A 23,820-nucleotide genomic window follows, 5' to 3' on the forward strand; every position below is an offset into this window, starting at 1 on the left:
TGGCTTCACGAAATCTTCACTCAATTTTCCGTGAGCGGCGCCGTTAAGCTGGGCGTTCCATCGATTCGGCCGCGCCGCCCATGCCCGCCCTCCCTGCCGCTCCCGATGCCGCCCCCGATGCCACGCGCACGTCGCGCCTGATCGCGGAGCGCGCGCTCGCCGCCGTGTTCCAGCCGATCGTCGACATCGGCTCGGGCACCGTCATCGGCTACGAGGGCCTGATCCGCGGCCCACGCGGCACCGACCTCGAGCTGCCGGCCGCGCTGTTCGCGCAGGCCGCGCGCGAAGGCGAGACCGTCGCGCTCGAGCACGCGGCCGCCGTCACCTGTCTCGACGCGTTCGCCGCGCTCGGCCTCGACGGCAAGCTGTTCCTCAACTTCAGCGCAGGCGCAATCCTGCAGCTCGCGCGCGAACGCGGGCGCGCCCGCGCGCTGCTCGGGCGCGCGCAGGTCGCCACCGAGCGCATCGTGATCGAGCTGACCGAGCAGAACGCGATGCCGGATCTCGCCCTCGTCGCGCCGGCCATCGCATCGCTGCGCGACGCGGGCATCCAGTTCGCGCTCGACGACTACGGGACCGCGAACGCCAGCATGAATCTGTGGCTGCGCCTGCGTCCCGACGTCGTGAAGATCGACCGCTTCTTCATCCACGACATCGCGCTCGATCCGCTGAAGTTCGAAGCGGTGAAGGCGATGCAGCACTTCGCGCACGCGAGCGGCGCGAAGCTGATCGCGGAAGGCATCGAACACGAGCGCGACCTGATCGTCGTGCGCGACATGGGAATCTGCTGCGTGCAGGGCTTCCTGCTCGGCCGGCCGCACGCACGGCCGTCGGCGGTCGTCGCGCCGGCCGCACGCGACGCGATTCGCGCGCCGCACATCGCGGTATTCCCCGGCGCGACGCGCGCGGCGCCGCAGGCCGGCACGATCGCGACGAAAATGCTCGTCGCCGCGCCGGCACTGCCGCGCAACGCGACCAGCAACGACGTGCTCGACCTGTTCAACCGGATGCCGGGGCTGCACGCAGTCGCGCTCGTCGAGCACGAGCGGCCCCTGGCGCTGGTGAACCGCCGCGGCTTCATGGACCGCGTCGCGCTGCCGTACCACCGCGAGGTGTTCGGCAAGAAGCCGTGCCTGCAGTTCGCGAACGACGCGCCGCTGATGATCGAGAACACGACGACGGTCGAGCAGCTCGCGACGCTGCTCGCGAGCAACGACCAGCGCTATCTCGCGGACGGCTTCGTGATCACCGAGCACGGCCGCTACGTCGGGCTCGGCACCGGCGAGAGCCTCGTGCGCGCGGTGACCGAGATGCGGATCGAGGCCGCCCGCTATGCGAACCCGCTGACGTTCCTGCCCGGCAACATCCCGATCAGCGCACACATCGACCGGCTGCTCGAGCGCGACGCCGGGTTTTACGCGTGCTACGTCGACCTGAACCAGTTCAAGCCGTTCAACGACCAGTACGGCTACTGGCAGGGCGACGAGGTGCTGAAGTTCGCGGCGACCGTGCTGGCCGGCATCTGCGATCCGCAGCGGGATTTCCTCGGCCACGTTGGCGGCGACGATTTCCTCGTGCTGTTCCAGAGCGAGGACTGGCAGGCGCGCGCAGTCGCCGCGATGCAGCGCTTCAACGACGGCGCGCAGCGCTTCTATACGCAGGCCGACCAGCGCGCGGGCGGGCTGCGCGGCGAGGACCGGCAGGGCAACCCGGCGTTCTTCGGCTTCGTGACGATGGCGATCGGCGCGGTCGGCGTGCCGGCGGGCGCGCACCGCGCGATGCGCTACGGCAGCGACGAGATCGCGTCGGTCGCGGCGCTCGCGAAGCGGCGCGCGAAGCAGCAGCCCGACGGGCTCGCGCTCGTCAATCTCGACGCCGGCCGAGCCGCGCTGCTCGCGCGCGGCGAGCCGCCGCACGCGAACGCGGGCTGACCGGGCTCGCGCCGGTCGCGGTCGGCCGGCGAAGGGGATCGCCGCGCGCGTTGATCGCGTTGATCACCTTGCCCTTTTTGTCACCTGTTTAGTATTTTTAGTAAAAGCCAGCACGCAGATTAGTGCTTTAAATCCGGGTATTTACGGAGCACGCCCGGGTATACGGAACGAATTTCGCGATGCGTTTTACTATACAATCGCTTTCACCCTAAACAAATCCGGATCCCGAACGATGGGCACCACCATTCGCGACGTGGCGCGGGCGGCAGAGGTCTCGATCGGCACCGTCTCCCGCGCGCTGAAAAACCAGGCGGGCCTGTCCGAAATCACGCGCGCGCGCATCGTCGAAATCGCGCAGCGCCTCGGCTACGATCCCGCGCAGCTGCGGCCGCGCATCCGCCGGCTCACGTTCCTGCTGCATCGCCAGCACAACCGTTTTCCGGCCAGCCCGTTCTTCTCGCACGTGCTGCACGGCGTCGAGAACGCATGCCGCGAGCGCGGCATCGTCCCGACGCTGCTCACCGTCGGCCCGAATGACGACGTGCTGCGCCAGATGCGCCCGCACGCGCCCGACGCGATCGCGGTGGCCGGCTTCATGGAGCCGGAGACGATCGACGCGCTCGCGGCGACCGGCCGCCCGCTCGTGCTGATCGACCTGTGGGCGCCCGGGCTGCGCTCGGTCAACATCGACAACGCGACCGGCGCCGCGCTCGCGATGCGCCATCTGCTCGCGACCGGCCGCACGCGCATCGCGTTCATCGGCGGCTCGCCTGCGCACTACAGCATCACGCAGCGCGCGATCGGCTACCGGCGCGCGTTTTTCGAAGCCGGCCGGCTGTTCGATCCCGCGTACGAAGTGACGATCGACGCCGGGCTCGATCCCGACACGGGCGCCGCGCGCGCGATGCAGCAGTTGCTCGACGCGCCGCGCCCGCGGCCCGACGCGGTGTTCGCGTACAACGACGCGGCCGCGCTCGCCGCCCAGCGCGTGTGCATCGCGTGCGGCCTGCGGGTGCCGGACGACATCGCGATCGTCGGCTTCGACGACATCCCGGCCGCCGCGCACGCGCACCCGCCACTCACGACGCTCGCGGTCGACAAGGAAGCGCTCGGCCGCCGCGGCGTCGAGCTGCTGCTCGCCGAAGCCCCCGAACACACCGAGATCTGCCTGCCCGTCGAGCTGATCGTGCGGGCCAGCAGCCAGCCCGCCGCGACGCCGGCATTCGACACCACGGTCACCGAATCATGAACATGCCCCCGGCCCACCCCAGCCCGGCGACGCCGGCCGCGCACGCGCAATCGGCCCCGTTCGTCGAGAGCTTCCGCGATCCGTCGTTCCTGCTGTCGCACGTCGAGGACACGCTGCGCTTCTACGCGCCGAACGCACTCGACCCGACGGGCGGCTTTTACCACTACTTCCGCGACGACGGCAGCGTGTACAACCGCACGTCGCGGCACCTCGTCAGCAGCTGCCGGTTCGTCTTCAACTACGCGATGGCATACCGGCATTTCGGCGATCCGCGCCATCTCGAATACACGCGCCACGGGCTGCGCTTCCTGCACGACGCGCACTGGGACGACGAGCTGCAGGGCTACGACTGGGAACTCGACTGGCGCGACGGCGCGAAGCGCGCGACGCTCGACGGCACGCGGCACTGCTACGGCCTCGCGTTCGTGCTGCTCGCCGCCGCGCACGCGACGATGGCGGGCGTCGCCGAAGCGCGGCCGCTGATCGCCGCGACCTACGAGCTCGCCGAGCACCGCTTCTGGGATGCCGCCGCGGGCCTGTACGCGGACGATGCGTCGCCGAACTGGATCGTGTCGAGCTACCGCGGCCAGAACGCGAACATGCACATGACCGAGGCGCTGCTCGCCGCCTACGAGGCGACCGGCCACCTCACCTACCTCGATCGCGCGGAAAAGCTCGCGACGCACATCACGCAGCGCCAGGCGGCGCTGTCGGGCGGCCTCGTGTGGGAGCACTATCACGCGGACTGGTCGGTCGACTGGGACTACAACAAGGAAGACAGCTCGAACATCTTCCGGCCGTGGGGCTTCCAGCCCGGGCACCAGACCGAGTGGGCGAAGCTGCTGCTGATCCTCGAACGGCACCGCCCGCTCGACTGGCTCGTGCCGCGCGCGGCCGAGCTGTTCGACGCGGCGCTCGCGCACGCGTGGGACGCCGAACACGGCGGGCTCTGCTACGGCTTCGGCCCCGACTTCACGATCTGCGACCACAACAAGTATTTCTGGGTGCAGGCGGAAACCTTCGCGGCAGCCGCGCTGCTCGGCGCGCGCACCGGCGCCGAACGCTTCTGGGACTGGTACGACGAGATCTGGCGCTACAGCTGGGCGCATTTCGTCGATCACCGCTACGGCGCGTGGTACCGGATCCTCACGTGCGACAACCGCAAGTACAGCGACGAGAAGAGCCCCGCCGGCAAGACCGACTACCACACGATGGGCGCGTGCTACGAAGTGCTCGCGACGCTCGCGCGCGCGGCGCGCAGCGAGCCGACGCAATGACGGGCCGCGCCTTCCCGGCGTTCGTATCCGCCGGCGACATCCTCACCGACATGGTGCGCGCGGGCGACGCGCACTGGACGTCGGTGCCGGGCGGCGCCGGCTGGAACGTCGCGCGCGCGGTCGCGCGGCTCGGCGTGTCGAGCGCGCTCGCGGGCGCGATCGGCGACGACTGCTTCTCCGACACGCTGTGGCGCGCCAGCGAGGCCGCCGGGCTCGACCTGCGCTTCCTGCAGCGCGTCGCGCGGCCGCCGCTGCTCGCGATGGTCCACGAGACGCGGCCGCCCGCCTACTTCTTCATCGGCGAAGGCAGCGCCGATCTCGCGTTCGATCCCGCGCGGCTGCCGGCCGGCTGGGCCGATCACGTGCAGTGGGCGCACTTCGGCTGCATCAGCCTCGTGCGCGAACCGCTCGCGGGCACGCTGCTTGCGCTCGCCGCCGAGCTGCACGCGCGCGGTGTGAAGATCAGCTTCGATCCGAACTTCCGGAACCTGATGACGGCCGCCTACCGGCCGACGCTCGAGCGGATGGCCAGCCTCGCCGACCTGATCAAGGTATCCGACGAGGATCTGCGGCACCTGTTCGACGGCGGCAGCGAAGCCGATGCGATCGCGGCGCTGCGGGCGATGAACCCGCGCGCGGCGTTGCTCGTCACACGCGGCGCGAATGCCGCGACGCTATACGCGGACGGCGACGTTCACGAAGCGAGTCCGCCGCGCATCGAAGTCGTCGATACGGTCGGCGCGGGCGACGCGTCGATCGGCGGGCTGCTGTTCAGCCTGATGGCGGCGCCGCAGCGGCCGTGGCGCGCGCACCTCGCGTTCGCGCTCGCGGCCGGCGCCGCCGCGTGCCGTCACACGGGCGCGCACGCGCCCACGCTCGACGAGGTCGTCGCGCTGTTCGACGATTGACACGAACCGCTGTACATGGTGCGGCGCAGTGCTACGATGAAATGATCCTGTTGCGGGAGAAGCGTCATGGACACCAACACGTTCACGAAGGGCATCTACACGGCCAAGGCGCACACCCAGCATTCCGGCACCGGGCAGTTCCAGGGCTACGTGATCCTGACCCGGGACAACGGGGACGATACCGAGAATGTGCGCTACGACGTCCACACGACGAGCCCCAACGAGGAAGAAGCGTTCAACGAGGCGAAGGCGCTCGCGCACCGGATCCTCGGCGAAATAGAGCTGTGACGCGCGTCAGACGAGCCGCGCCACCATCGACACCAGCATCGTGATCACCAGCGTCGACATGAACGGAAACGGGTAGCGCCGCCCGCCGAGCGTCAGCGTCACGTCGCCCGGCAGCCGCCCGACGCCGAGCTTGCCGAGCCACGGCCAGCAGCGCGTGAGGATCATCACCGCGATGAACGACGCCATCAGCCAGCGCAGCATCGCCCGCTCCCGTCAGAGCACGTGCGAGCGGTCGCCGCGCGCGAACGCGTCGAGCGTGCCGTCGATGCCGCGCGAGAACGCGATCACCTTGAACAGCTCGCCCATCTCCGCTTCCGAGATCAGCTTCTGCACCGCGTTCGCGGCCGGCAGGAACTGCGTGACGTCGGACGGATCGAGCGCGGCGAGCGCGTCGGTGATCCCCGCGTTGAGCAGGAAACGCGCCTGCGACGTATAGCCGAGCAGGTCCGCGCCGGTCGCGACGCCGGCCTCGTAGATGCCGGAGAATTCGACGTGCGCAGTGATGTCCTGCAGGCCCGGGTACAGGAACGGGTCGTCGTGCGCGCGGTGGCGGTAGTGGCACATCAGCGTGCCGCGGTCGCGCTGCGGATGGTAGTACTCGTGCGCGGGAAAGCCGTAGTCGATCAGCAGCACCGCGCCGCGCGCGAGCATCGTGCAGACGGTGCGCGTGAACGCGAGCGCCGCCTCGTGCGTCTCGGTCACGTAGCCGTCGGCGGCGTCGAGTGTCGCGAGCACGGGCGGCAGCCCGGCCGCCGCAACCGGACGGTCGTCGAACACGAACGCCTGCCGCGCGTCGAGCGCGACGCCGCGTTCGCGCCACGCGCCGTCCGCTTTCGCGAACAGCCGCACCGGCATCGCGTCGAGCACCTCGTTGCCGACGACGACGCCGTCGAACCGCTCGGGCAGCGCGTCGAGCCAGCGCACCTTCGCCGCGAAGCCCGGCGCGGCGGCCGCGATCGTGTCGCGCTGCCGTTCGCGCAGCTCGCCTGACAGGTCGACGATCAGGTATTCGTCGAGCCCGGCCTCGAGCGCGTCGAGCGCCGCGAGCAGCCCCGCCGCGAGCTTGCCGGTGCCCGCGCCGAATTCCATCACGCGGCGCGTGCCGCTCGCCGCGAGCGCTTCGGCGACCGGCCGCGCGAGCGTCTGCGCGAACAGCGGCGACAATTCGGGCGCGGTGACGAAGTCGCTGCCGTCCTCGGCGCGGCGGCCGAACTTGCGGGCGCCGCCGCTGTAATAGCCGAGGCCGGGCGCGTACAGCGCGGCTTCCATGAAGCGGGCAAACGGCAGCCAGCCGCCGGCCGCCGCGATCTCGCCACGCAGTTGCGCGGCAAGCGTTTCGGACTGCGCGAGCGCGTCGGGGCCGGGAGCAGGTAAACTAGCGGGTTCGTGAGCTTTCGGGTTCATCCCGGCATTGTAAATGACCGTTTCAGCCGATATGTCGCCCGCACGCGTGGTGCTCATCGCCGGCGCCGCGGACAGCGCGGCCGACGCCGCGTCGATCGGTCGCGCGCTCGCGACGGCGTTCGCCCGGCGCGGCTGGGACGTCGCGCTGCAGCGCGGCGCCGGCGCGCCGCGGGCGGCGGCCGACGCGATTTTTGCCGAGATCGTCGCCGAGATCGGCGCGCTCGGACGCCGCGCGGCCGTGCTCGATGCCGATCTGACCCTCGAAGCCGGCGCGGCGGGACTCGTCGACGCCTGCGGCGCGGCGCTCGGCCGGCCCGCGTGTGTCGTGTTCCACAGTGCACCGGCGGGCGCCGACGATGCACAATCGGTGAACCACGTGGCGCTCGCTGCCGCGCTCGCCCGCAACGTCACCGCGCCGCTCGCGCTGGCCCGCGCGCTCGAAGCCGCGACGCCTGACGGCGCGCGCGCCGACGAAGCGCTGCGCGCATGTGCGATCCACGTGCTGGACCAGGCGCTGTTCCACCCGGCGCCCGGGCAGCTGTCGCACGCGCTGATGCAGGCCGCGCTGAACCGCGCGACCGCCGCGCTCGCGCTCGCGCTTGCGCCGAAGGTGCGCGTCGCGGCGCTCGTGCGCGGGCACGCGCCGCACGCGGACGACATCGCGGCGGCAGCCTGCTACCTGGCGGACGCGCCCGGCATCACCGGCGCGACGCTGACCGTCGACGGCGGCGAGCACCTGGTGCCGCCTGCCGCCGACCCGAATGAACCGCACGGGCGGGCGCCATGACGGCCGCCGCCCGCGCCGCTTTGCGTGCGCGCACGCCAATTTGACTGGAACGACCATGCATTCCGCCCTCCTGCACCCCCGCCTCGCGGATTGCCGCAGGCTCTACCTGCGCGACTACGAAGTGCACATCAACATCGGGGCATTCGAGCACGAGAAGCGCGGCGAGCAGCGCGTCGTCATCAATGTCGACCTGTTCGTGCCGCTTGCGCTCAGCACCCCCGTCGACGACCGGCTGCATGAAGTCGTCGACTACGATCTGATGAAGCAGAGCGTCGCGCAATGCGTGGCGCGCGGCCACATCCACCTGCAGGAAACGCTGTGCGACGCGATCGCCGCGCACCTGCTGGCGCACGATGCCGTGCGCGCGGTACGCGTCCGTACCGAGAAACCGGACGCTTATCCGGACTGCGACGCCGTCGGCGTCGAAGTCTTTCGCATCAAGGACGAGGAGCGAGCATGAACGCCCCCCATACCCCCAATCTGAATGAAGCGGCGGTCGGTACCGCGGCGGTCGATACCGCGGCGGTCGATAGCGCGGCAACCGATGCCGCGGCAGTCGCCAGCCTGACGGCCGACACCGCAGCCGCCGATGCGGCCCCCGTCGAAGCCGGCGCGGCCAACGCCGGCCGCCGCGCGCTGACGCGCCGCGAGCAGAAGGAAGCGTACGAGAACAACAAGCTGTTCAAGCGGATCGTGCGCCAGGTCGGCCAGGCGATCGGCGACTACAACATGATCGAGCAAGGCGACAAGGTGATGGTCTGCCTGTCGGGCGGCAAGGACAGCTACGCGATGCTCGACGTGCTGCTGCGGCTGCGCGAGCGCGCGCCGATCGACTTCGACATCGTCGCCGTGAACCTCGACCAGAAGCAGCCGGGCTTCCCCGAGCACGTGCTGCCCGAGTACCTGACGCAGATCGGCGTGCCGTTCCATATCGAGAACCAGGACACCTACAGCATCGTCAAGCGCCTCGTGCCCGAGGGCAAGACGACCTGCTCGCTGTGCTCGCGGCTGCGCCGCGGGATCCTGTACCGCGTCGCGGGCGAGCTCGGCGCGACCAAGATCGCGCTCGGCCATCACCGCGACGACATCCTGCAGACGCTGCTGCTGAACATGTTCTACGGCGGCAAGCTGAAGGGGATGCCGCCGAAGCTGCAGTCGGACGACGGCAAGAACGTCGTGATCCGCCCGCTCGCGTACGTGAAGGAAACCGATCTGGAGAAATTCGCGGAGCTGCGCGAATTCCCGATCATCCCGTGCAACCTGTGCGGCAGCCAGCCGAACCTGAAGCGCGCGGAAATGAAGGCGCTGATCCGCGAATGGGACAAGCGCTTCCCGGGCCGCGTCGACAACATGTTCAGCGCGCTCGCGAACGTCGTGCCGTCGCACCTGATGGACACCACGCAGTTCCCGTTCGCGTCGCTGCGCGCGACCGGCGAGGCCGATCCGCAGGGCGACATCGCGTTCGACGAGGAGCCGTGCGCGACGGGCGACGACACGTCCGCGCCAGGTGGCGCGAAACCCATTTCGATCGTCCAGTTCGACGACCTGTAACATGGCTGCCGGAAGGGGCGCGACGCGCCGCTTCCGGGTTCCGCGGTGCGCCCTTTCCGGTTCCGCCAATCTCGTGCGGCGGCCCTCGGGCGCCGGAGCGCCCATGCTAAAATGGGCGGCTTCGAACTCTTCTGACACGCTGGCGCCATGAATATCGTGATTTTGGCGGCAGGCACCGGCAAGCGCATGCGTTCCGCGCTGCCGAAAGTGCTTCATCCCCTGGCCGGCAGGCCGCTCCTCTCCCACGTCATCGCCACCGCGCGCGCGCTGCAGCCGTCCCGGCTCGTCGTCGTCGTCGGTCATGGCGCCGAGCAGGTCCAGGCGGCCGTCGCAGCCCCCGACGTGCAGTTCGCGGTGCAGGCCGAACAGCTCGGCACCGGCCACGCGGTGCGCCAGGCGCTGCCGCTCCTCGACCCCGCGCAACCGACCCTCGTGCTGTACGGCGACGTGCCGCTCACCCGCGTTTCGACGCTGCAGCGCCTCGTCGATGCGTCGCGCGAAGGCCGCTACGGCATCCTGACGGTGACGCTCGACGATCCGACCGGCTACGGCCGCATCGTGCGCGACGCCGCGGGCTTCGTCACGCGCATCGTCGAGCAGAAGGACGCGTCGCCAGAGCAGCAGAAGATCAACGAGATCAACACCGGCATCATCGTCACGCCCACGGCCCAGTTGTCGATGTGGCTCGGCGCGCTGAAGAACGAAAACGCGCAGGGCGAGTACTACCTGACCGACGTGGTCGAACTCGCGATCGAGGCCGGCTTCGAAGTCGTCACCGCGCAGCCCGACGCCGAATGGGAAACGCTCGGCGTGAACAGCAAGGCGCAGCTCGCCGAGCTCGAGCGCGTGCACCAGCGCACCCTCGCCGACGCGCTGCTCGTCGACGGCGTGACGCTCGCCGATCCGGCGCGGCTCGACGTGCGCGGCACGCTGCGCTGCGGCCGCGACGTGTCGATCGACGTCAACTGCGTGTTCGAAGGCAACGTGACGCTCGCCGACAACGTGACGGTCGGCCCGAACTGCGTGATCCGCAATGCGTCGATCGGCGCGGGCACGCGCATCGACGCGTTCACGCACATCGACGGCGCCGAACTCGGCGCGCACACGGTGATCGGCCCGTACGCGCGGCTGCGCCCGGGCGCGCAGCTCGCCGACGAGGCGCACGTCGGCAACTTCGTCGAGGTGAAGAACGCGGTGATCGGGCACGGCTCGAAGGCGAACCACCTCACGTACATCGGCGACGCCGACATCGGCGCGCGCGTGAACATCGGCGCGGGCACGATCACCTGCAACTACGACGGCGCGAACAAGTTCCGCACCGTCATCGAAGACGACGTGTTCGTCGGATCGGATACGCAATTCGTCGCGCCGGTGCATGTCGGCCGCGGCGTGACGATCGCGGCGGGCACGACGATCTGGAAGGACGTCGCCGACGGCCTTCTCGCATTGAACGAGAAGACGCAGACCGCGAAAAGCGGCTACGTCCGACCGGTCAAGAAGAAAAGCTGAACTTCTCGCGGGCGCCGGCATGGCGCCCGCTTCGACATAGAGGGTAGATTTCCATGTGCGGCATTGTCGGCGCAGTTGCGCAGCGTAATATCGTTCCGGTGCTGATCGAAGGTTTGCGGCGCCTTGAATACCGTGGCTACGATTCGTGCGGCGTTGCCGTCCTCGAGCCGAATGCACCGAAGCGCGCGCGCAGCGTCGCGCGCGTCTCGGACCTCGACGAGCAGGTTCGCGACACGCATCTCGAAGGCACGACGGGCATCGCACACACGCGCTGGGCGACGCACGGCGCGCCGGTCACGCACAACGCCCACCCGATCTTCTCGTCGGACGCGCTCGCGCTCGTCCACAACGGCATCATCGAGAACTTCGAGCCGCTGCGCGATGCGCTGCGCGCGAAGGGCTACGAGTTCGTGTCGCAGACCGACACCGAAGTGATCGCGCACCTCGTGCACAGCCTGTATCGCGGCGACCTGTTCGCCGCGGTGCGCGAAGCGGTGCAGCAGCTGCACGGCGCGTACGCGATCGCGGTGATCCACAAGGACCAGCCGCACACGGTCGTCGGCGCACGGCAGGGCTCGCCGCTCGTCGTCGGCTACGGCGATGGCGAGAACTTCCTCGCGTCCGATGCGCTCGCGCTCGCGGGCAGCACCGACCAATTCACGTTCCTCGAGGAAGGCGACGTCTGCGAGCTGTCGCGCGAAGGCGTGAAGATCGTCGACCGTCATGGCGAGCTCGCGCAGCGTGAAGTGCGCATCGTCAGCGCATACGGCGGCGCGGTCGAGCTCGGGCCGTATCGCCACTTCATGCAGAAGGAAATCTTCGAGCAGCCGCGCGCGATCAGCGACACGGTCCCGCAGGCCGACGCATTCGACGCGACGCTGTTCGGCGACGCGGCGCCCGCCGCGTTCGCGGACATCGACAGCCTGCTGATCCTCGCGTGCGGCACCAGCTACTACTCGGGCCTCACCGCGAAGTACTGGCTCGAATCGATCGCGAAGATCCCGACCCAGGTCGAGATCGCGAGCGAATACCGCTATCGCGAATCGGTGCCGAACCCGCGCCAGCTCGTGCTGGTGATCTCGCAGTCGGGCGAAACCGCCGACACGCTCGCCGCGCTCAAGCACGCGCAGTCGCTCGGCCATACGCACACGCTCGCGGTGTGCAACGTCGCGACGAGCGCGATGGTGCGCCTCACCGAGATGCAGTTCCTGACGCACGCGGGCACCGAGATCGGCGTCGCGTCGACGAAGGCGTTCACGACGCAGCTCGTCGCGCTGTTCGTACTGGCCGCGACGCTCGGCAAGCTGCGCGGGCACGTCGACGCCGCGCTCGAAGCACAATTCCTGAAGCAGCTGCGCCACCTGCCGGCCGCGCTGAACAGCGTGCTCGCACTCGAGCCGCAGATCATCGCGTGGGCGGAAGAATTCGCGCGCAAGGAAAACGCGCTGTTCCTCGGCCGCGGGCTGCACTATCCGATCGCGCTCGAAGGCGCGCTGAAGCTGAAGGAAATCTCGTACATCCACGCCGAGGCCTACCCGGCCGGCGAACTGAAGCACGGCCCGCTCGCGCTCGTCACGGAAGCGATGCCGGTCGTCACGGTCGCGCCGAACGACACGCTGCTCGAGAAGCTGAAGTCGAACATGCAGGAAGTGCGCGCGCGCGGCGGCGAGCTGTACGTGTTCGCGGACGCCGACACGCATATCGTCAACGACGAAGGCCTGCACGTGATCCGGATGCCGGAACACTATGGCCAGCTGTCGCCGATCCTGCACGTCGTGCCGCTGCAGCTGCTCGCGTACCACACCGCATGTGCGCGCGGCACCGACGTCGACAAGCCGCGCAATCTGGCAAAGTCGGTGACGGTCGAATAAGCGGCGTCGCACGCCTGTTGCACCGCCGACGAGACAGACGGAGATAGCATGGTGAGACTGATTGGTTGCGGGTTGCTGGCACTCACATTCGCGTCGTCGGGCTGGGCCGCCGAGCATTACGTCGAGGTCTGGAATCCGCCGGAAGCCCGTACGCCGGATGCCCGTACGCCGGATGCACACGCATCGGCGCCCCGGACGCCGGCGGCCCGCCCCGCCGAGCCGCACGCGGCCGCACCGGCGAAGCATGCCGCCGTGCAGCCGAAGGCGGCCGTGAAACTCCACAAGCGCCATGTCGTGCAAACCGCGCAGACGCTGAAGACGCTGAAGACGGGCGCGCATCACGCGCCGGCGCCCGACGCCGCACCGGCTGCGCGCCCCGTCGCCCAGCCGGCGCCGGGCCGGCTGACGGTGATGCAGCCCGACGCGCAGGACACGCCGCATGGCCTCGCGTACAACGACATTCCGCGGCAATACACGCCGGACGGGAACGTGCTGCGGGTCGGCACGCGCAACGGGCCGGCCAGGGTGGCACGATAATGGAAGCGGAAACCTACCACGGCTACCAGATCTGGGGCCACGCGATCCTGCAGCAGGACGAGATCCTGCAGCCGGAGCGCTTCGCGGCAAGCGGAACGATCACGCAGAACAACAAGCTCGTCGAAGCGTCGGGCGTGCTGGGTGTGTTCGACACCGAGGATGACGCACGCGTTGCCGGGCTCGAATGGGCTCGCGCGTGGATCGACAACCATCGCTGAGCGCTTGCGGCTGGTGAGGCACGGCCGATCCTGGCCTTCAATGAAACAAGGGGCGTCCTCGGACGCCCCTTGTCGCATTCACGCTCGCGTGTCGAATCAGACGGCTTGCCGCGGCGGCTGCACCGCGCGCTGCGGTCGGCCAACGAGCCGCGCCAGCACGACGATCGCCACCAGCGTGCCGAGATACGCGGCGATCTGGATGCCCGCCGGACGCGCGGTATAGCCGATCAGCGTATGCAAGGCCTTGCCGACGATGCTCGTATCCTTGAGCAGCCACGACGTGTCCCACACGGCATCGCCCCACGACGGCACGAGATCGGCCGCCAGCAGGAAGCCGACGCACTGGCTCGCCATTCCCGCCGCGAGCAGCACGAGCAACCCGTTGGTGACGGAGAACAGGCGCTTCAGCGGAATCCGCAGCAGGCCCGCATACATCGCATAGCCGAGCCCCGCGCCGCCGAACACGCCGAGCAGCCCGCCCGCGACCATCTGCGGCGTCTGCCCCGGATCGCCCGCCGCGATGCCGTACAGGAACAGCACGGCCTCCGAGCCTTCGCGCAGCACCGCGACGCCGACGACGATCGCGAGCCCGGTGAGCGGCTTGCTGCCGGCCGCGACGGCCCGGCCGACCGCGCTCATGTGCTGCGCCATTTCGCGGCCATGCTTGCTCATCCAGATGCTGTGCCATGCGAGCATCAGCGTCGCGACGAACATCACGCCCGCGTTGAACACCTCCTGGCCCATCCCTGACGCCCATTGCGAGATCACGTCGGCGAACGCCGCGATCAGGCCCGCGCCGACGATGCCGCCGACGAGCCCGCTGCCGACCCACCAGCCGCGCCGCGGCACGCCCTTCGTGGCGGCCATCACGATCGAGACCACCAGCGCGGCCTCGAGCACTTCACGAAAAACGATCAGGGCAGTGGACAACATGGCGGGTGCGCTTACTTGACGGTGAGATGCGTCTTCGACTGAGCCTCGTGGTACTCGTCGTGGAACTCGTAGGTGCCGGCCTTCAGCGGCCCGATCATGATTTCCGCTTGCTTGCCGGCAGGAATCACCTTCTCGGCCTTGAAGTCGTCGCTCTCGAATTCGGCCGGCGTCGCGTCGAGGTTCTTCACGACGAACTTCACCTTCTTGCCGGCCGGAATCGTCACGCCCTCAGGCGAAAACTTGTGGTCCTTCAGGGTCAGGTTGTAGACGTCGTCGGCAGCCCACGCGGAAGTGGCCGACGCGCCCAGCAGGGCCACAGCAAAGCCGAAAGCGATACGGTTCATGTTTGACAGGGAACGAAATGTTGACAGAGATTGATATTAAGATCGATTCGCATTTTCACATCGGATGCCCTTGCTCGTCAAATGGAGATCGCGTAGCGGAGATTCGCACAAGCGCTTGTTTATAAATGGCTTTCGGCGAACTGCCAGGCATCCTCAAACGGTCAATCAGGCTAACTACCGAATGACGTTCCGGCGAATTTTTAAATCATCTGATTACATTCTTACTAATTCCTGTCGCGACGCGGATGCGACGCACGATGCGCGGCATGCGCGCGCGCACTTGACCTTGCCACCGTGGCAAGCTTCATGCTGTGCACGTTCTTCAACCTGGGAGGCAATGATGGAATTCGAAGTACAGGACATGACCTGCGGCGGCTGCGCGAACGCGATCACCCGTGCGGTGACGGCGGCCGATCCCGGCGCCAGGCTCGACATCGACGTCGCGGCAAAGACGGTGAAGGTCGAATCGACGCAGTCTGCGACACACGTGCAGTCGATCATCGAAGCCGCGGGCTTCCATCCCGCGCTGCGCGCCGCGTAACACGCCACCGGCACATCACCGACGCATCACCGGCACACCACCCGCGCACCGCCGGCTGCCACACGGCAGCCGGCCGCGTGCACACCGCATGCCGCCGCGGCACGCACGCGCACACTCGAGCTCAGCGCAACCGCACGAGCGTCGACTTCAGCTCCGTGTATTTCTCGAGCGCGTGCAGCGACTTGTCGCGGCCGTTGCCCGACTGCTTGTAGCCGCCGAACGGGAAATTCATGTCGCCGCCTTCGTCGTAGCAGTTCACCCATACGGTGCCCGCGCGCAGACGGCGCGATACCTCGTGCGCGGTCGTCAGGTTCGACGTCCACACCGCGGCCGCAAGCCCGTACTCGGAGTCGTTCGCGATGCGCACGGCCTCGTCGACGTCGTCGAACACGATCAACGACAGCACCGGCCCGAATATCTCCTCGCGCGCGATCTTCGCGTCGGGCTTCACCTCGAACACCGTCGGCTCGACATAGAAGCCGCCCGTCTCCTCCTTCACGCGCGCACCGCCCGTCACGAGCGTGCCTTCGCTGCGCCCGGCCTCGATGTAGCCGAGCACGCGCTCGAGCTGGATGCCGTCGACGATCGCGCCCATCGACGTCGACGGGTCGAGCGGATTGCCGGGCACGTACGCGCGCGCGGCCGCGACCAGCTTCTCGACGAACGCATCCTTGATGTCGCGATGCACGAGCAGGCGCGAGCCCGCGGTGCACATCTCGCCCATGTTGTAGAAGATCGCACCGGCCGCGGCCTGCGCCGCGCGGTCGAGATCCGGACAATCCGGCAGCACGATGTTCGGCGACTTGCCGCCGAGCTCGAGCCACACGCGCTTCAGGTTCGATTGCGCGGCGTACTGCATGATCAGCTTGCCGACCGCCGTCGAGCCCGTGAACGCGACGCAGTCGACGTCGCGATGCAGCGCGAGCAGCTTGCCGGGCTCGCCCGCGCCCGGCACGACGTTGAACACGCCGGCCGGAATGCCGGCTTCGTGCGCGAGCTGCGCGACCCGGATCGCCGTGAGCGGCGATTTCTCCGACGGCTTCAGCACGACGCTGTTGCCGGCCGCGAGCGCCGGGCCGAACTTCCACGCGGCCATCAGGATCGGGAAGTTCCACGGCACGACCGCCGCGACGACGCCGATCGCCTCGCGCGTGACGAGCCCGACCAGGTGATGGTCGGCCGGCACGACTTCGCCGCCGACCTTGTCGATCGCTTCGGCGAACCATTCGACGCAGTATGCGGCGCCCGGCACGTCGACCGTCGTCGTATCGCCGATCGGCTTGCCCGCGTCGAGCGTCTCGAGCAGCGCCAGCTCGTCGAGATGCTCGCGCATCAGCGCGGCCCAGCGCAGCAGCACCGCCTTGCGCGCGCGCGGGTTCAGGCCCGCCCATACCTGCGCGTCGAATGCGCGGCGCGCGGCCGCGACGGCCGCGTCGACGTCCGCCTCGCCGCAATCGGCGACCTTCGCGAGCACGCGGCCGTCGATCGGGCTCACGCAGTCGAACGTCTTGCCAGCGTGCGCGTCGCGCAACGCGCCATCGATGAATGCGCGCCCTTCGATCTCGAGCGACGCTGCCTTGTCCTGCCAATCAGCCAAAGTCAAAGCCAAAGTCAACTTGTTCATCAGGATGCCTCAGTGTTGAGTCATTCGCCATCCGAAGCGATGCGCCCACGACATGGCCGGCAGCGAATGCGGTGACGCGCGGCAAGAAGGTCAGAAGGTCGGCGGCGAGTTGGCCGAGACGACCTCGCAGATCTGCTCCGCGCTGGGATTTCGAAAACGATGCGGCAAACGGCTTTCGAAGTAGTAGCCGTCTCCGGGGTCGAGCAGCCAGGTCGCGCCGTCGACGGTGAGTTCGAGCTGCCCCGACACGACGACGCCGCCCTCGTGCCCCGCATGCGCGAGCATCTCGGGGCCGGTGTCGGCCTGCGGCTGGTACACCTCGCGCATGATGCACATGTTGCGGTCCTTCACGCCCGCGCCGACGAGATGAAACGCGAGCGTATCGTTGCCGAGGTTCGGCATCTCGTCACGGCGCGACACCACCGTGCGCGATTCGACGAGCTCAAATGTGAAGAATTCCGCGAGGCTCATCGGGATGCATTCGAGCAGCTTCTTCAACGAGCCGACCGACGGGCTGACGCGCCCTTGTTCGATCAGGGAAATCGTGCCGTTGGTCACGCCGGCCCGCTTCGCGAGTTCGCGTTGCGACAGGCCATGCTTGTTGCGCACGAAGCGCAGACGCTCGGCGACTTCGGTGGACATCGATTCGGATTCGGACACGATAGATGCGATGAAAAAGTGAAACGACGCGTGGTACGCCCGTTGAATATTCTAATCACTTTATGCCGCGCATTGACGGGGAAAACCCTGAAAGGCGTTCGAAATAATCAACACCCCGCGCATCATTCCATTTACGCATCTTTTATTCGCAGTGCTCGGGAAAGCCCTGATGCGGAGCCGATAAAAAACATTTGACGCCGTTTTTGGCTCGTATATGCTGGCTCTCAGGTCAGCGTCATCTGACCGTCATGAGCAGCGAATTGCATTATTGCAACGCAAAAATCGACGCTCATCGATGTGAATGACGCGCGACCGGCGCCTCGATTATTTAAACGCCCCCGGTGTTCGAGCAATCAGGTGTTCAATACTTTCAACAAACCAGTCGAGTGTAATCGTGAGAGTCCGTGGCCCTCTGGTGAGGTGGGATCGAGGCGATGCGCGAAGTTTGCGCAGCGCTGCCCCGCCTTCCGACGGCAGTTGCGGCTGGCATAGTCCTCGCCTGCATCTGTCGATCTACACCATCCTGTCCCGTCGTTCCGTTCGACGTCACAACGCCGTCTCCGCGCGCGCGTTCGTCGCGATCCATACCGACGAAGTGGCGTCGCTGCTGCCGTAGCGCCTCTTTTCCTTTTCCGCCGTCCGTTTCGCCCGCATCACGTCTGCCGCCCACCGTTTGACTGGTGACCGGTGACGGATCGCGCTCGCGCGTGCGTTGCCGCGCGCTGCGCCGCACCACGAAACGGACGCCGGCCTGATCGTCGCGCGCAGCGCGGGTCGCCCACGGATTCACGCTGCGCTCATTTGTCAGCGGCCTTGGCGCACAGCGCACGGCCGCGGGGCCAAGTCGCGCCTGCTTTTCGGCGCTAGCCACGTCCGGCTTGCATCGGCAGCAACGCTTCACGGCCTGCTTAGGCACCTGTTTAGGCAACCTGATTGACGCCATGGAAGAAAGGAAACCTCTCGTCGGCCTCACCGCCGACTACACGCAAATCGGCGCGCACGCGTCGCACACCGTCGGCGACAAGTACGTCGCGGCCATCGTCGACGGCGCGCACGCGCTCGCGATGGTGCTGCCCGCGCTCGGCGAACGGCAGTCGGTCGACGACATCGTCGACGCGGTCGACGGCCTGTTGTTTACCGGCAGCTATTCGAACGTCGAGCCGCACCTGTACGGCGGCGAACCGAGCGCGCCCGGCACGAAGCACGACGCCGCGCGCGACGCGACGACGCTGCCGCTGCTGCGCGCGGCGATCGCCGCCGGCGTGCCGGTGCTCGCGGTCTGCCGCGGCTTCCAGGAGCTGAACGTCGCGTACGGCGGCACGCTGCACCAGCGCGTGCACGAAGTGGCAGGCCTCGCCGATCACCGCGAGGACGACGACGCACCGCTCGAATCGCAATACGGCCCCGCGCATCCCGTGCGCCTGACGGCAGGCGGCCTGCTGCATCGGTTCGCCGATGGCCGCGACGAAGTGCAGGTGAATTCGCTGCACAAGCAGGGCATCGCGCGACTCGGCGCGGGGCTCGCGGTCGAAGCGACCGCCCCCGACGGCCTGATCGAGGCCGTGAGCGTGATCGACGCGCCGGCCTTCGCGCTCGCCGTGCAATGGCATCCGGAATGGCGTCACGCGCACGACGCGCTGTCGAGCGCGATCTTCCGTGCATTCGGCGCGGCCTGCCGCGCGCGCCGCACGGCCCGCACGCCCGCCGCGTCCGCCGCGCTCGCATGAGCGCCGACCCAACAACGAGAACAGACATGCAAGACATCGACGAATTTCTGAAGAAACACCGGATCACCGAGATCGAAGCGATCATTCCCGACATGGCCGGCATCGCGCGCGGCAAGATCACGCCGCGCAACAAGTTCACGTCCGGCGAATCGATGCGCCTGCCGCAGGCCGTGATGGTGCAGACCGTCACCGGCGAATATCCGGAAGACGGGTCGCTCACCGGCGTCACCGATCCCGACATGGTGTGCGTGCCCGACACGTCGACGATCCGCCTGATCCCGTGGGCGGTCGACCCGACCGCGCAGGTGATCCACGACTGTGTGCATTTCGACGGCTCCCCGGTCGAGATCTCGCCGCGCTACGTGCTGCGCCGCGTGCTCGACCTGTACAAGGCGAAGGGCTGGAAGCCGGTCGTGGCACCCGAGCTCGAGTTCTACCTGGTCGACATGAACAAGGACCCGGACCTGCCGCTGCGCCCGCCGGTCGGCCGCACGGGCCGCCCGGAAACGGGCCGCCAGTCGTATTCGATCGAGGCCGTCAACGAGTTCGATCCGCTGTTCGAGGACATCTACGAGTACTGCGAATCGCAGAACCTCGACATCGACACGCTGATCCACGAGGTCGGCGCCGCGCAGATGGAGATCAACTTCATGCACGGCGACGCACTGTCGCTGGCCGACCAGGTGTTCCTGTTCAAGCGCACGGTGCGCGAAGCGGCGCTGCGCCACAACATGTATGCGACGTTCATGGCGAAGCCGATGGAAGGCGAGCCCGGTTCGGCGATGCACGTGCACCAGAGCATCGTCGACGAGGAAACGGGCCACAACCTGTTCACGTCGAAGGAGACGGGCGGCGCGACGTCGATGTTCTACAACTATCTCGCGGGCCTGCAGAAGTACACGCCGGCGCTGATGCCGATCTTCGCGCCGTACATCAACTCGTACCGCCGGCTGTCGCGCTTCATGGCCGCGCCGATCAACGTGCAGTGGGGCTACGACAACCGCACGGTCGGCTTCCGCATCCCGCACTCGGGCCCGGCCGCGCGCCGCATCGAGAACCGGATCCCGGGTGTCGACTGCAACCCGTACCTCGCGCTCGCCGCGACGCTCGCGGCCGGCTATCTCGGCATGACGCAACGGCTGGAGCCGACCGAGCCGCTCGTCAGCGACGGCTACGACCTGCCGTACCAGCTGCCGCGCAACCTCGAGGAAGGCCTGACGCTGATGGCCGCCTGCGAGCCGCTCGGCGAGATTCTCGGCCACAAGTTCCTGAAGGCGTATTTCGCGCTGAAGGAAACCGAATACGAAGCGTTCTTCCGCGTGATCAGCTCGTGGGAACGCCGCCATCTGCTGCTGCACGTGTAAGCGTGCACAACCGCAATCCGGAGGAAACATGACCTACCGCAACGAATCAGCCTGGATCCAGCCCGCCGCGCCGGCGGCCCGCGCGACGCAACAGCGCACGACCGCCGAATACCGCGCGCTCGATGCCGCGCACCACATCCATCCGTTCTCCGACATGGGCGCGCTCAACCGCGCGGGCAGCCGCGTGATCGTGAAGGCAGACGGCGTCTACCTGTGGGACTCGGACGGCAACAAGATCATCGACGGGATGGCCGGCCTGTGGTGCGTGAACGTCGGCTACGGCCGCAAGGAACTCGCCGACGCCGCGTACCGGCAACTGCAGGAGCTGCCGTTCTACAACACGTTCTTCAAGACGACGCACCCGCCGGTGATCGAGCTGTCGGCAATGCTCGCCGAAGTGACGCCGCCGGGCTTCAACCACTTCTTCTATTGCAACAGCGGCTCGGAAGGCAACGACACCGTGCTGCGTCTCGTGCACCAGTACTGGCGCGTGCAGGGCCAGCCGCAGAAGAAATACGTGATCTCGCGCAGGAACGGCTACCACGGCTCGACGATCGCGGGCGGCACGCTCGGCGGGATGGGCTACATGCACGAGCAGATGCCGTCCAAGGTCGAGCACATCGTGCACATCGACCAGCCGTATTTCTTCGGCGAAGCGCAGGCCGGCGAAACGCCGGAAGCGTTCGGCCTCGCACGCGCGCAGCAGCTCGAGGCGAAGATCCTCGAACTCGGCGCGGAAAACGTCGCCGCGTTCATCGGCGAGCCGTTCCAGGGCGCGGGCGGCGTGATCTTCCCGCCGTCGACGTACTGGCCGGAAATCCAGCGGATCTGCCGCAAGTACGACATCCTGCTCGTCGCGGACGAAGTGATCGGCGGTTTCGGCCGCACCGGCGAATGGTTCGCACACCAGCACTTCGGCTTCGAACCGGACCTGATCACGATGGCGAAGGGCCTCACGTCCGGTTACGTGCCGATGGGCGCGGTCGGCATCCACGAGCGCGTCGTGCGGCCGATCATCGACAACGGCGAGTTCAACCACGGCCTCACGTATTCGGGCCACCCGGTCGCGGCGGCGGTCGCGGTCGCGAACCTGAAGCTGCTGCGCGACGAAGGCATCGTCGAACGGGTCAAGACCGATACGGGCCCGTACTTCCAGGCGCTGATGCGCGAGATGTTCGCGCGTCATCCGATCGTCGGCGAAGTGCACGGCCACGGACTCGTCGCGAGCCTGCAGCTCGCCGAAGCGCCCGCCGAGCGCCGCCGCTTCGCGAACGGCGGCGACGTCGGCACGATCTGCCGCGACTTCTGTTTCAACGGCAACCTGATCATGCGTGCGACCGGCGACCGGATGCTGCTGTCGCCGCCGCTCGTGATCTCGCGCCAGGAGATCGACGAACTCGTGTCGAAGGCGAAGAAAGCCGTCGATGCGACCGCCCAGCAACTGGGCCTCTCGTAACGGCTTCGCTTACGGGCGGCGGCGGGCGCCGCCGCCCATATAACCCAAGGGAACTCCACCATGCGTGCTCGTCATCTTCGCCAAGCCTGCTCCGCCGCCGCCCTTGCCGCCGCGGCCGCGTTCACGTCCGTCGCCAGCCCGCCGGTGCAAGCCGCCGACGAGCTGAACGTCTACAACTGGTCGGACTACATCGCGCCCGACACGATTCCGAACTTCCAGAAGCAGACCGGCATCCACGTAAAGTACGACAACTACGACAGCGACGACACGCTGCAGGCGAAGCTGCTCGCAGGCAGCTCGGGCTACGACATCGTCGTGCCGACGTCGAACTACATGGCCAAGCAGATCCAGGCGGGCGTCTACCAGAAGCTCGACAAGTCGAAGCTGCCGAACCTCACGAACCTCGACCCGCTGCTGATGAAGATGATCTCGGATGCGGATCCGGGCAACCAGTACGGCGTACCGTGGGCATACGGCACGGACGGCATCGGCTACAACGTGCAGGCCGTGAAGAAGGCGCTCGGCGACAACGCGCCAGTCGACAGCTGGGCGCTCGTGTTCGACCCGGCCAACATGGCGAAGCTGAAGGGCTGCGGCGTGTCGTTCCTCGACCAGGCCGTCGACGTGTTCGCGGCGACGCTGCAATACATGGGCAAGAACCCGAACAGCACGAACCCCGCCGACTACCAGGCAGCCTTCGACGTCCTGAAGAAAGTCCGCCCGTACATTACCCAGTTCAACTCGTCCGGCTACATCAACGATCTCGCGAACAACGACGTCTGCGTCGTACTCGGCTGGTCGGGCGACGTCGGCATCGCGCACCGCCGCTCGTCGGAAGCGAAGCGCTCGTACGACATCAAGTTCGCGAACCCGAAGGAAGGCGGCCTGCTGTGGTTCGACGTGATGGTGATCCCGAAGGACGCGCCGCACGCCGAAGCCGCACTGAAGTGGATCAACTACATCGAGGATCCGAAGGTCAACGCGGCGATCACCAACACGGTGTTCTATCCGACCGCGAACAAGGCCGCACACCCGCTCGTGACGCCGGCAGTCGCGCAGGACCCGACCGTCTACCCGTCCGAAGAGGTGTTGAAGAAGATGACGCTGATGAAGCCGATGCCGGCCGACATCCTGCGTCTGCAGAACCGCCTGTGGGCGCAATTGAAGACCGGCCACTGATCGCCATGCATGCACGCGGCGCAGGAATCGCTCGATCCCTGCACGCATGAATCACGCGGACGACCGTCCGCCCGCGCGCGTCGCGCGCACGCTCCACCCGGCACGAGCCGTTCACGCGAGTCGCATCCTGCGCCTCGCGCGGGGACGCTCACGCCTGCAATCCGTGATGAACGAATGGTGAAACACATGCAATCGATACCCTCTTCCGCTGCCGCGCGCCAAGCGCAGCCGGCCGCCGCGGCCCGCTCGAAGAACGATGCGTTCGTGCGCATCGAGAACGTCGTGAAGAAATTCGGCGACAGCACCGCCGTCGACAACGTGAACCTGACGATCGCAAAGAACGAGCTGTTCGCACTGCTCGGCAGCTCGGGCTGCGGCAAGTCGACGTTGCTGCGCATGCTCGCCGGCCTCGAGACGGCCACCTCCGGCAAGATCTACGTCGACGGCGAGGATCTCGCATCG

The 23,820-nt window shown here is 67.8% G+C and carries 25 protein-coding genes; 19 read left to right on the top strand and 6 right to left on the bottom strand.

Annotated elements, in window-relative coordinates; genetic code table 11:
• The first annotated feature begins 80 nt into the window (after window positions 1-80).
• From DID96_RS15360 to DID96_RS15380, 5 genes are all read left to right on the top strand, one after another.
• A complete protein-coding gene (locus tag DID96_RS15360; protein ID WP_124600145.1) occupies window positions 81-1,931 on the top strand; it encodes an EAL domain-containing protein in 1,851 nt (616 codons plus the stop codon).
• 232 nt (window positions 1,932-2,163) lie between these two features.
• The gene (locus DID96_RS15365; protein WP_124600146.1) at window positions 2,164-3,180 is read left to right on the top strand and encodes a LacI family DNA-binding transcriptional regulator; all 1,017 of its coding nucleotides are present in this window, start codon (window positions 2,164-2,166) and stop codon (window positions 3,178-3,180) included.
• Window positions 3,177-4,457: an AGE family epimerase/isomerase gene (locus DID96_RS15370; RefSeq protein WP_124600147.1), complete on the top strand. Its 1,281-nt coding sequence runs from the start codon at window positions 3,177-3,179 to the stop codon at window positions 4,455-4,457. Before DID96_RS15365 ends, DID96_RS15370 begins: the two co-directional genes overlap by 4 nt.
• Entirely contained in the window at window positions 4,454-5,365 is a 912-nt protein-coding gene (locus DID96_RS15375) for a carbohydrate kinase (RefSeq protein ID WP_124600148.1), read from the top strand. Before DID96_RS15370 ends, DID96_RS15375 begins: the two co-directional genes overlap by 4 nt.
• A 66-nt stretch (window positions 5,366-5,431) precedes the next feature.
• Window positions 5,432-5,653, top strand: a complete 222-nt coding sequence (locus DID96_RS15380) for a hypothetical protein (protein WP_124600149.1) — start codon at window positions 5,432-5,434, stop codon at window positions 5,651-5,653.
• Between the two features lie 6 nt (window positions 5,654-5,659).
• Here the strand turns inward: DID96_RS15380 and DID96_RS15385 are convergent, their stop codons facing one another.
• Both DID96_RS15385 and DID96_RS15390 read right to left on the bottom strand, forming a co-directional pair.
• Window positions 5,660-5,854 (bottom strand): DUF2905 domain-containing protein, encoded by a 195-nt coding sequence (locus DID96_RS15385; RefSeq protein WP_124600150.1) that lies wholly within the window; start codon window positions 5,852-5,854, stop codon window positions 5,660-5,662.
• A 12-nt stretch (window positions 5,855-5,866) separates the two neighbouring features.
• Window positions 5,867-7,057, bottom strand: coding sequence for a class I SAM-dependent methyltransferase (locus DID96_RS15390; RefSeq protein ID WP_124600151.1), 1,191 nt, complete (start codon window positions 7,055-7,057; stop codon window positions 5,867-5,869).
• A gap of 13 nt (window positions 7,058-7,070) precedes the next feature.
• On the opposite strand from DID96_RS15390, the gene DID96_RS15395 reads away from it, so the two are divergent.
• The 7 genes from DID96_RS15395 to DID96_RS15425 all read left to right on the top strand — a co-directional run bounded on the left by DID96_RS15395 (window position 7,071) and on the right by DID96_RS15425 (window position 13,530).
• The gene (locus DID96_RS15395) at window positions 7,071-7,844 is read left to right on the top strand and encodes an SDR family oxidoreductase (protein WP_124600152.1); all 774 of its coding nucleotides are present in this window, start codon (window positions 7,071-7,073) and stop codon (window positions 7,842-7,844) included.
• Between the two features lie 55 nt (window positions 7,845-7,899).
• Window positions 7,900-8,304 (top strand): dihydroneopterin aldolase, encoded by a 405-nt coding sequence (locus DID96_RS15400; RefSeq protein WP_059613472.1) that lies wholly within the window; start codon window positions 7,900-7,902, stop codon window positions 8,302-8,304.
• Window positions 8,301-9,395 carry a tRNA 2-thiocytidine(32) synthetase TtcA gene (gene ttcA / locus DID96_RS15405; protein WP_260463906.1) on the top strand — a complete coding sequence of 365 codons (1,095 nt, stop codon included), beginning with the start codon at window positions 8,301-8,303 and terminating at the stop codon, window positions 9,393-9,395. Before DID96_RS15400 ends, ttcA begins: the two co-directional genes overlap by 4 nt.
• A 147-nt stretch (window positions 9,396-9,542) precedes the next feature.
• On the top strand, window positions 9,543-10,904 hold the full coding sequence (gene glmU, locus DID96_RS15410; protein ID WP_124600153.1) for a bifunctional UDP-N-acetylglucosamine diphosphorylase/glucosamine-1-phosphate N-acetyltransferase GlmU: 1,362 nt from the start codon (window positions 9,543-9,545) through the stop codon (window positions 10,902-10,904).
• A gap of 53 nt (window positions 10,905-10,957) precedes the next feature.
• Window positions 10,958-12,775 carry a glutamine--fructose-6-phosphate transaminase (isomerizing) gene (glmS, locus tag DID96_RS15415; RefSeq protein ID WP_124600154.1) on the top strand — a complete coding sequence of 606 codons (1,818 nt, stop codon included), beginning with the start codon at window positions 10,958-10,960 and terminating at the stop codon, window positions 12,773-12,775.
• A gap of 48 nt (window positions 12,776-12,823) precedes the next feature.
• The gene (locus tag DID96_RS15420) at window positions 12,824-13,312 is read left to right on the top strand and encodes a hypothetical protein (protein WP_124600155.1); all 489 of its coding nucleotides are present in this window, start codon (window positions 12,824-12,826) and stop codon (window positions 13,310-13,312) included.
• Window positions 13,312-13,530, top strand: a complete 219-nt coding sequence (locus tag DID96_RS15425; RefSeq protein WP_124600156.1) for a hypothetical protein — start codon at window positions 13,312-13,314, stop codon at window positions 13,528-13,530. Before DID96_RS15420 ends, DID96_RS15425 begins: the two co-directional genes overlap by 1 nt.
• Before the next feature lie 96 nt (window positions 13,531-13,626).
• On the opposite strand, the gene DID96_RS15430 is transcribed toward DID96_RS15425, so the two are convergent.
• Both DID96_RS15430 and DID96_RS15435 read right to left on the bottom strand, forming a co-directional pair.
• Window positions 13,627-14,463 carry an FTR1 family protein gene (locus DID96_RS15430; protein ID WP_124600157.1) on the bottom strand — a complete coding sequence of 279 codons (837 nt, stop codon included), beginning with the start codon at window positions 14,461-14,463 and terminating at the stop codon, window positions 13,627-13,629.
• 11 nt (window positions 14,464-14,474) lie between these two features.
• Window positions 14,475-14,807 carry a cupredoxin domain-containing protein gene (locus tag DID96_RS15435; protein ID WP_124600158.1) on the bottom strand — a complete coding sequence of 111 codons (333 nt, stop codon included), beginning with the start codon at window positions 14,805-14,807 and terminating at the stop codon, window positions 14,475-14,477.
• A gap of 340 nt (window positions 14,808-15,147) precedes the next feature.
• On the opposite strand from DID96_RS15435, the gene DID96_RS15440 reads away from it, so the two are divergent.
• Window positions 15,148-15,348, top strand: coding sequence for a heavy-metal-associated domain-containing protein (locus tag DID96_RS15440; RefSeq protein WP_124600159.1), 201 nt, complete (start codon window positions 15,148-15,150; stop codon window positions 15,346-15,348).
• Between the two features lie 121 nt (window positions 15,349-15,469).
• Here the strand turns inward: DID96_RS15440 and DID96_RS15445 are convergent, their stop codons facing one another.
• Complete coding sequence (locus DID96_RS15445; RefSeq protein ID WP_124600160.1) at window positions 15,470-16,972, bottom strand: aldehyde dehydrogenase; 1,503 nt, start codon at window positions 16,970-16,972, stop codon at window positions 15,470-15,472.
• 90 nt (window positions 16,973-17,062) lie between these two features.
• Window positions 17,063-17,614, bottom strand: a complete 552-nt coding sequence (locus DID96_RS15450) for a cupin domain-containing protein (RefSeq protein ID WP_124600161.1) — start codon at window positions 17,612-17,614, stop codon at window positions 17,063-17,065.
• 412 nt (window positions 17,615-18,026) lie between these two features.
• Between DID96_RS15450 and DID96_RS38925 the strand changes: the two genes are divergently transcribed.
• The 6 genes from DID96_RS38925 to DID96_RS15480 form a co-directional block, all read left to right on the top strand.
• On the top strand, window positions 18,027-18,248 hold the full coding sequence (locus DID96_RS38925) for a hypothetical protein (protein WP_124600162.1): 222 nt from the start codon (window positions 18,027-18,029) through the stop codon (window positions 18,246-18,248).
• Between the two features lie 325 nt (window positions 18,249-18,573).
• Window positions 18,574-19,359, top strand: coding sequence for a gamma-glutamyl-gamma-aminobutyrate hydrolase family protein (locus tag DID96_RS15460; RefSeq protein ID WP_124600163.1), 786 nt, complete (start codon window positions 18,574-18,576; stop codon window positions 19,357-19,359).
• A gap of 26 nt (window positions 19,360-19,385) precedes the next feature.
• On the top strand, window positions 19,386-20,723 hold the full coding sequence (locus DID96_RS15465) for a glutamine synthetase family protein (protein WP_124600164.1): 1,338 nt from the start codon (window positions 19,386-19,388) through the stop codon (window positions 20,721-20,723).
• A gap of 28 nt (window positions 20,724-20,751) precedes the next feature.
• On the top strand, window positions 20,752-22,179 hold the full coding sequence (locus tag DID96_RS15470) for an aspartate aminotransferase family protein (RefSeq protein WP_124600165.1): 1,428 nt from the start codon (window positions 20,752-20,754) through the stop codon (window positions 22,177-22,179).
• A 60-nt stretch (window positions 22,180-22,239) separates the two neighbouring features.
• Window positions 22,240-23,358: a polyamine ABC transporter substrate-binding protein gene (locus DID96_RS15475; RefSeq protein WP_124600166.1), complete on the top strand. Its 1,119-nt coding sequence runs from the start codon at window positions 22,240-22,242 to the stop codon at window positions 23,356-23,358.
• A 186-nt stretch (window positions 23,359-23,544) separates the two neighbouring features.
• Window positions 23,545-23,820: ATP-binding cassette domain-containing protein (locus DID96_RS15480; protein ID WP_124600167.1), on the top strand; the 276-nt coding region annotated here is incomplete at its 3' end.

Origin of the sequence: Burkholderia sp. Bp8963 (genome assembly GCF_003854275.1) — a bacterium.
Lineage (GTDB): Bacteria > Pseudomonadota > Gammaproteobacteria > Burkholderiales > Burkholderiaceae > Burkholderia.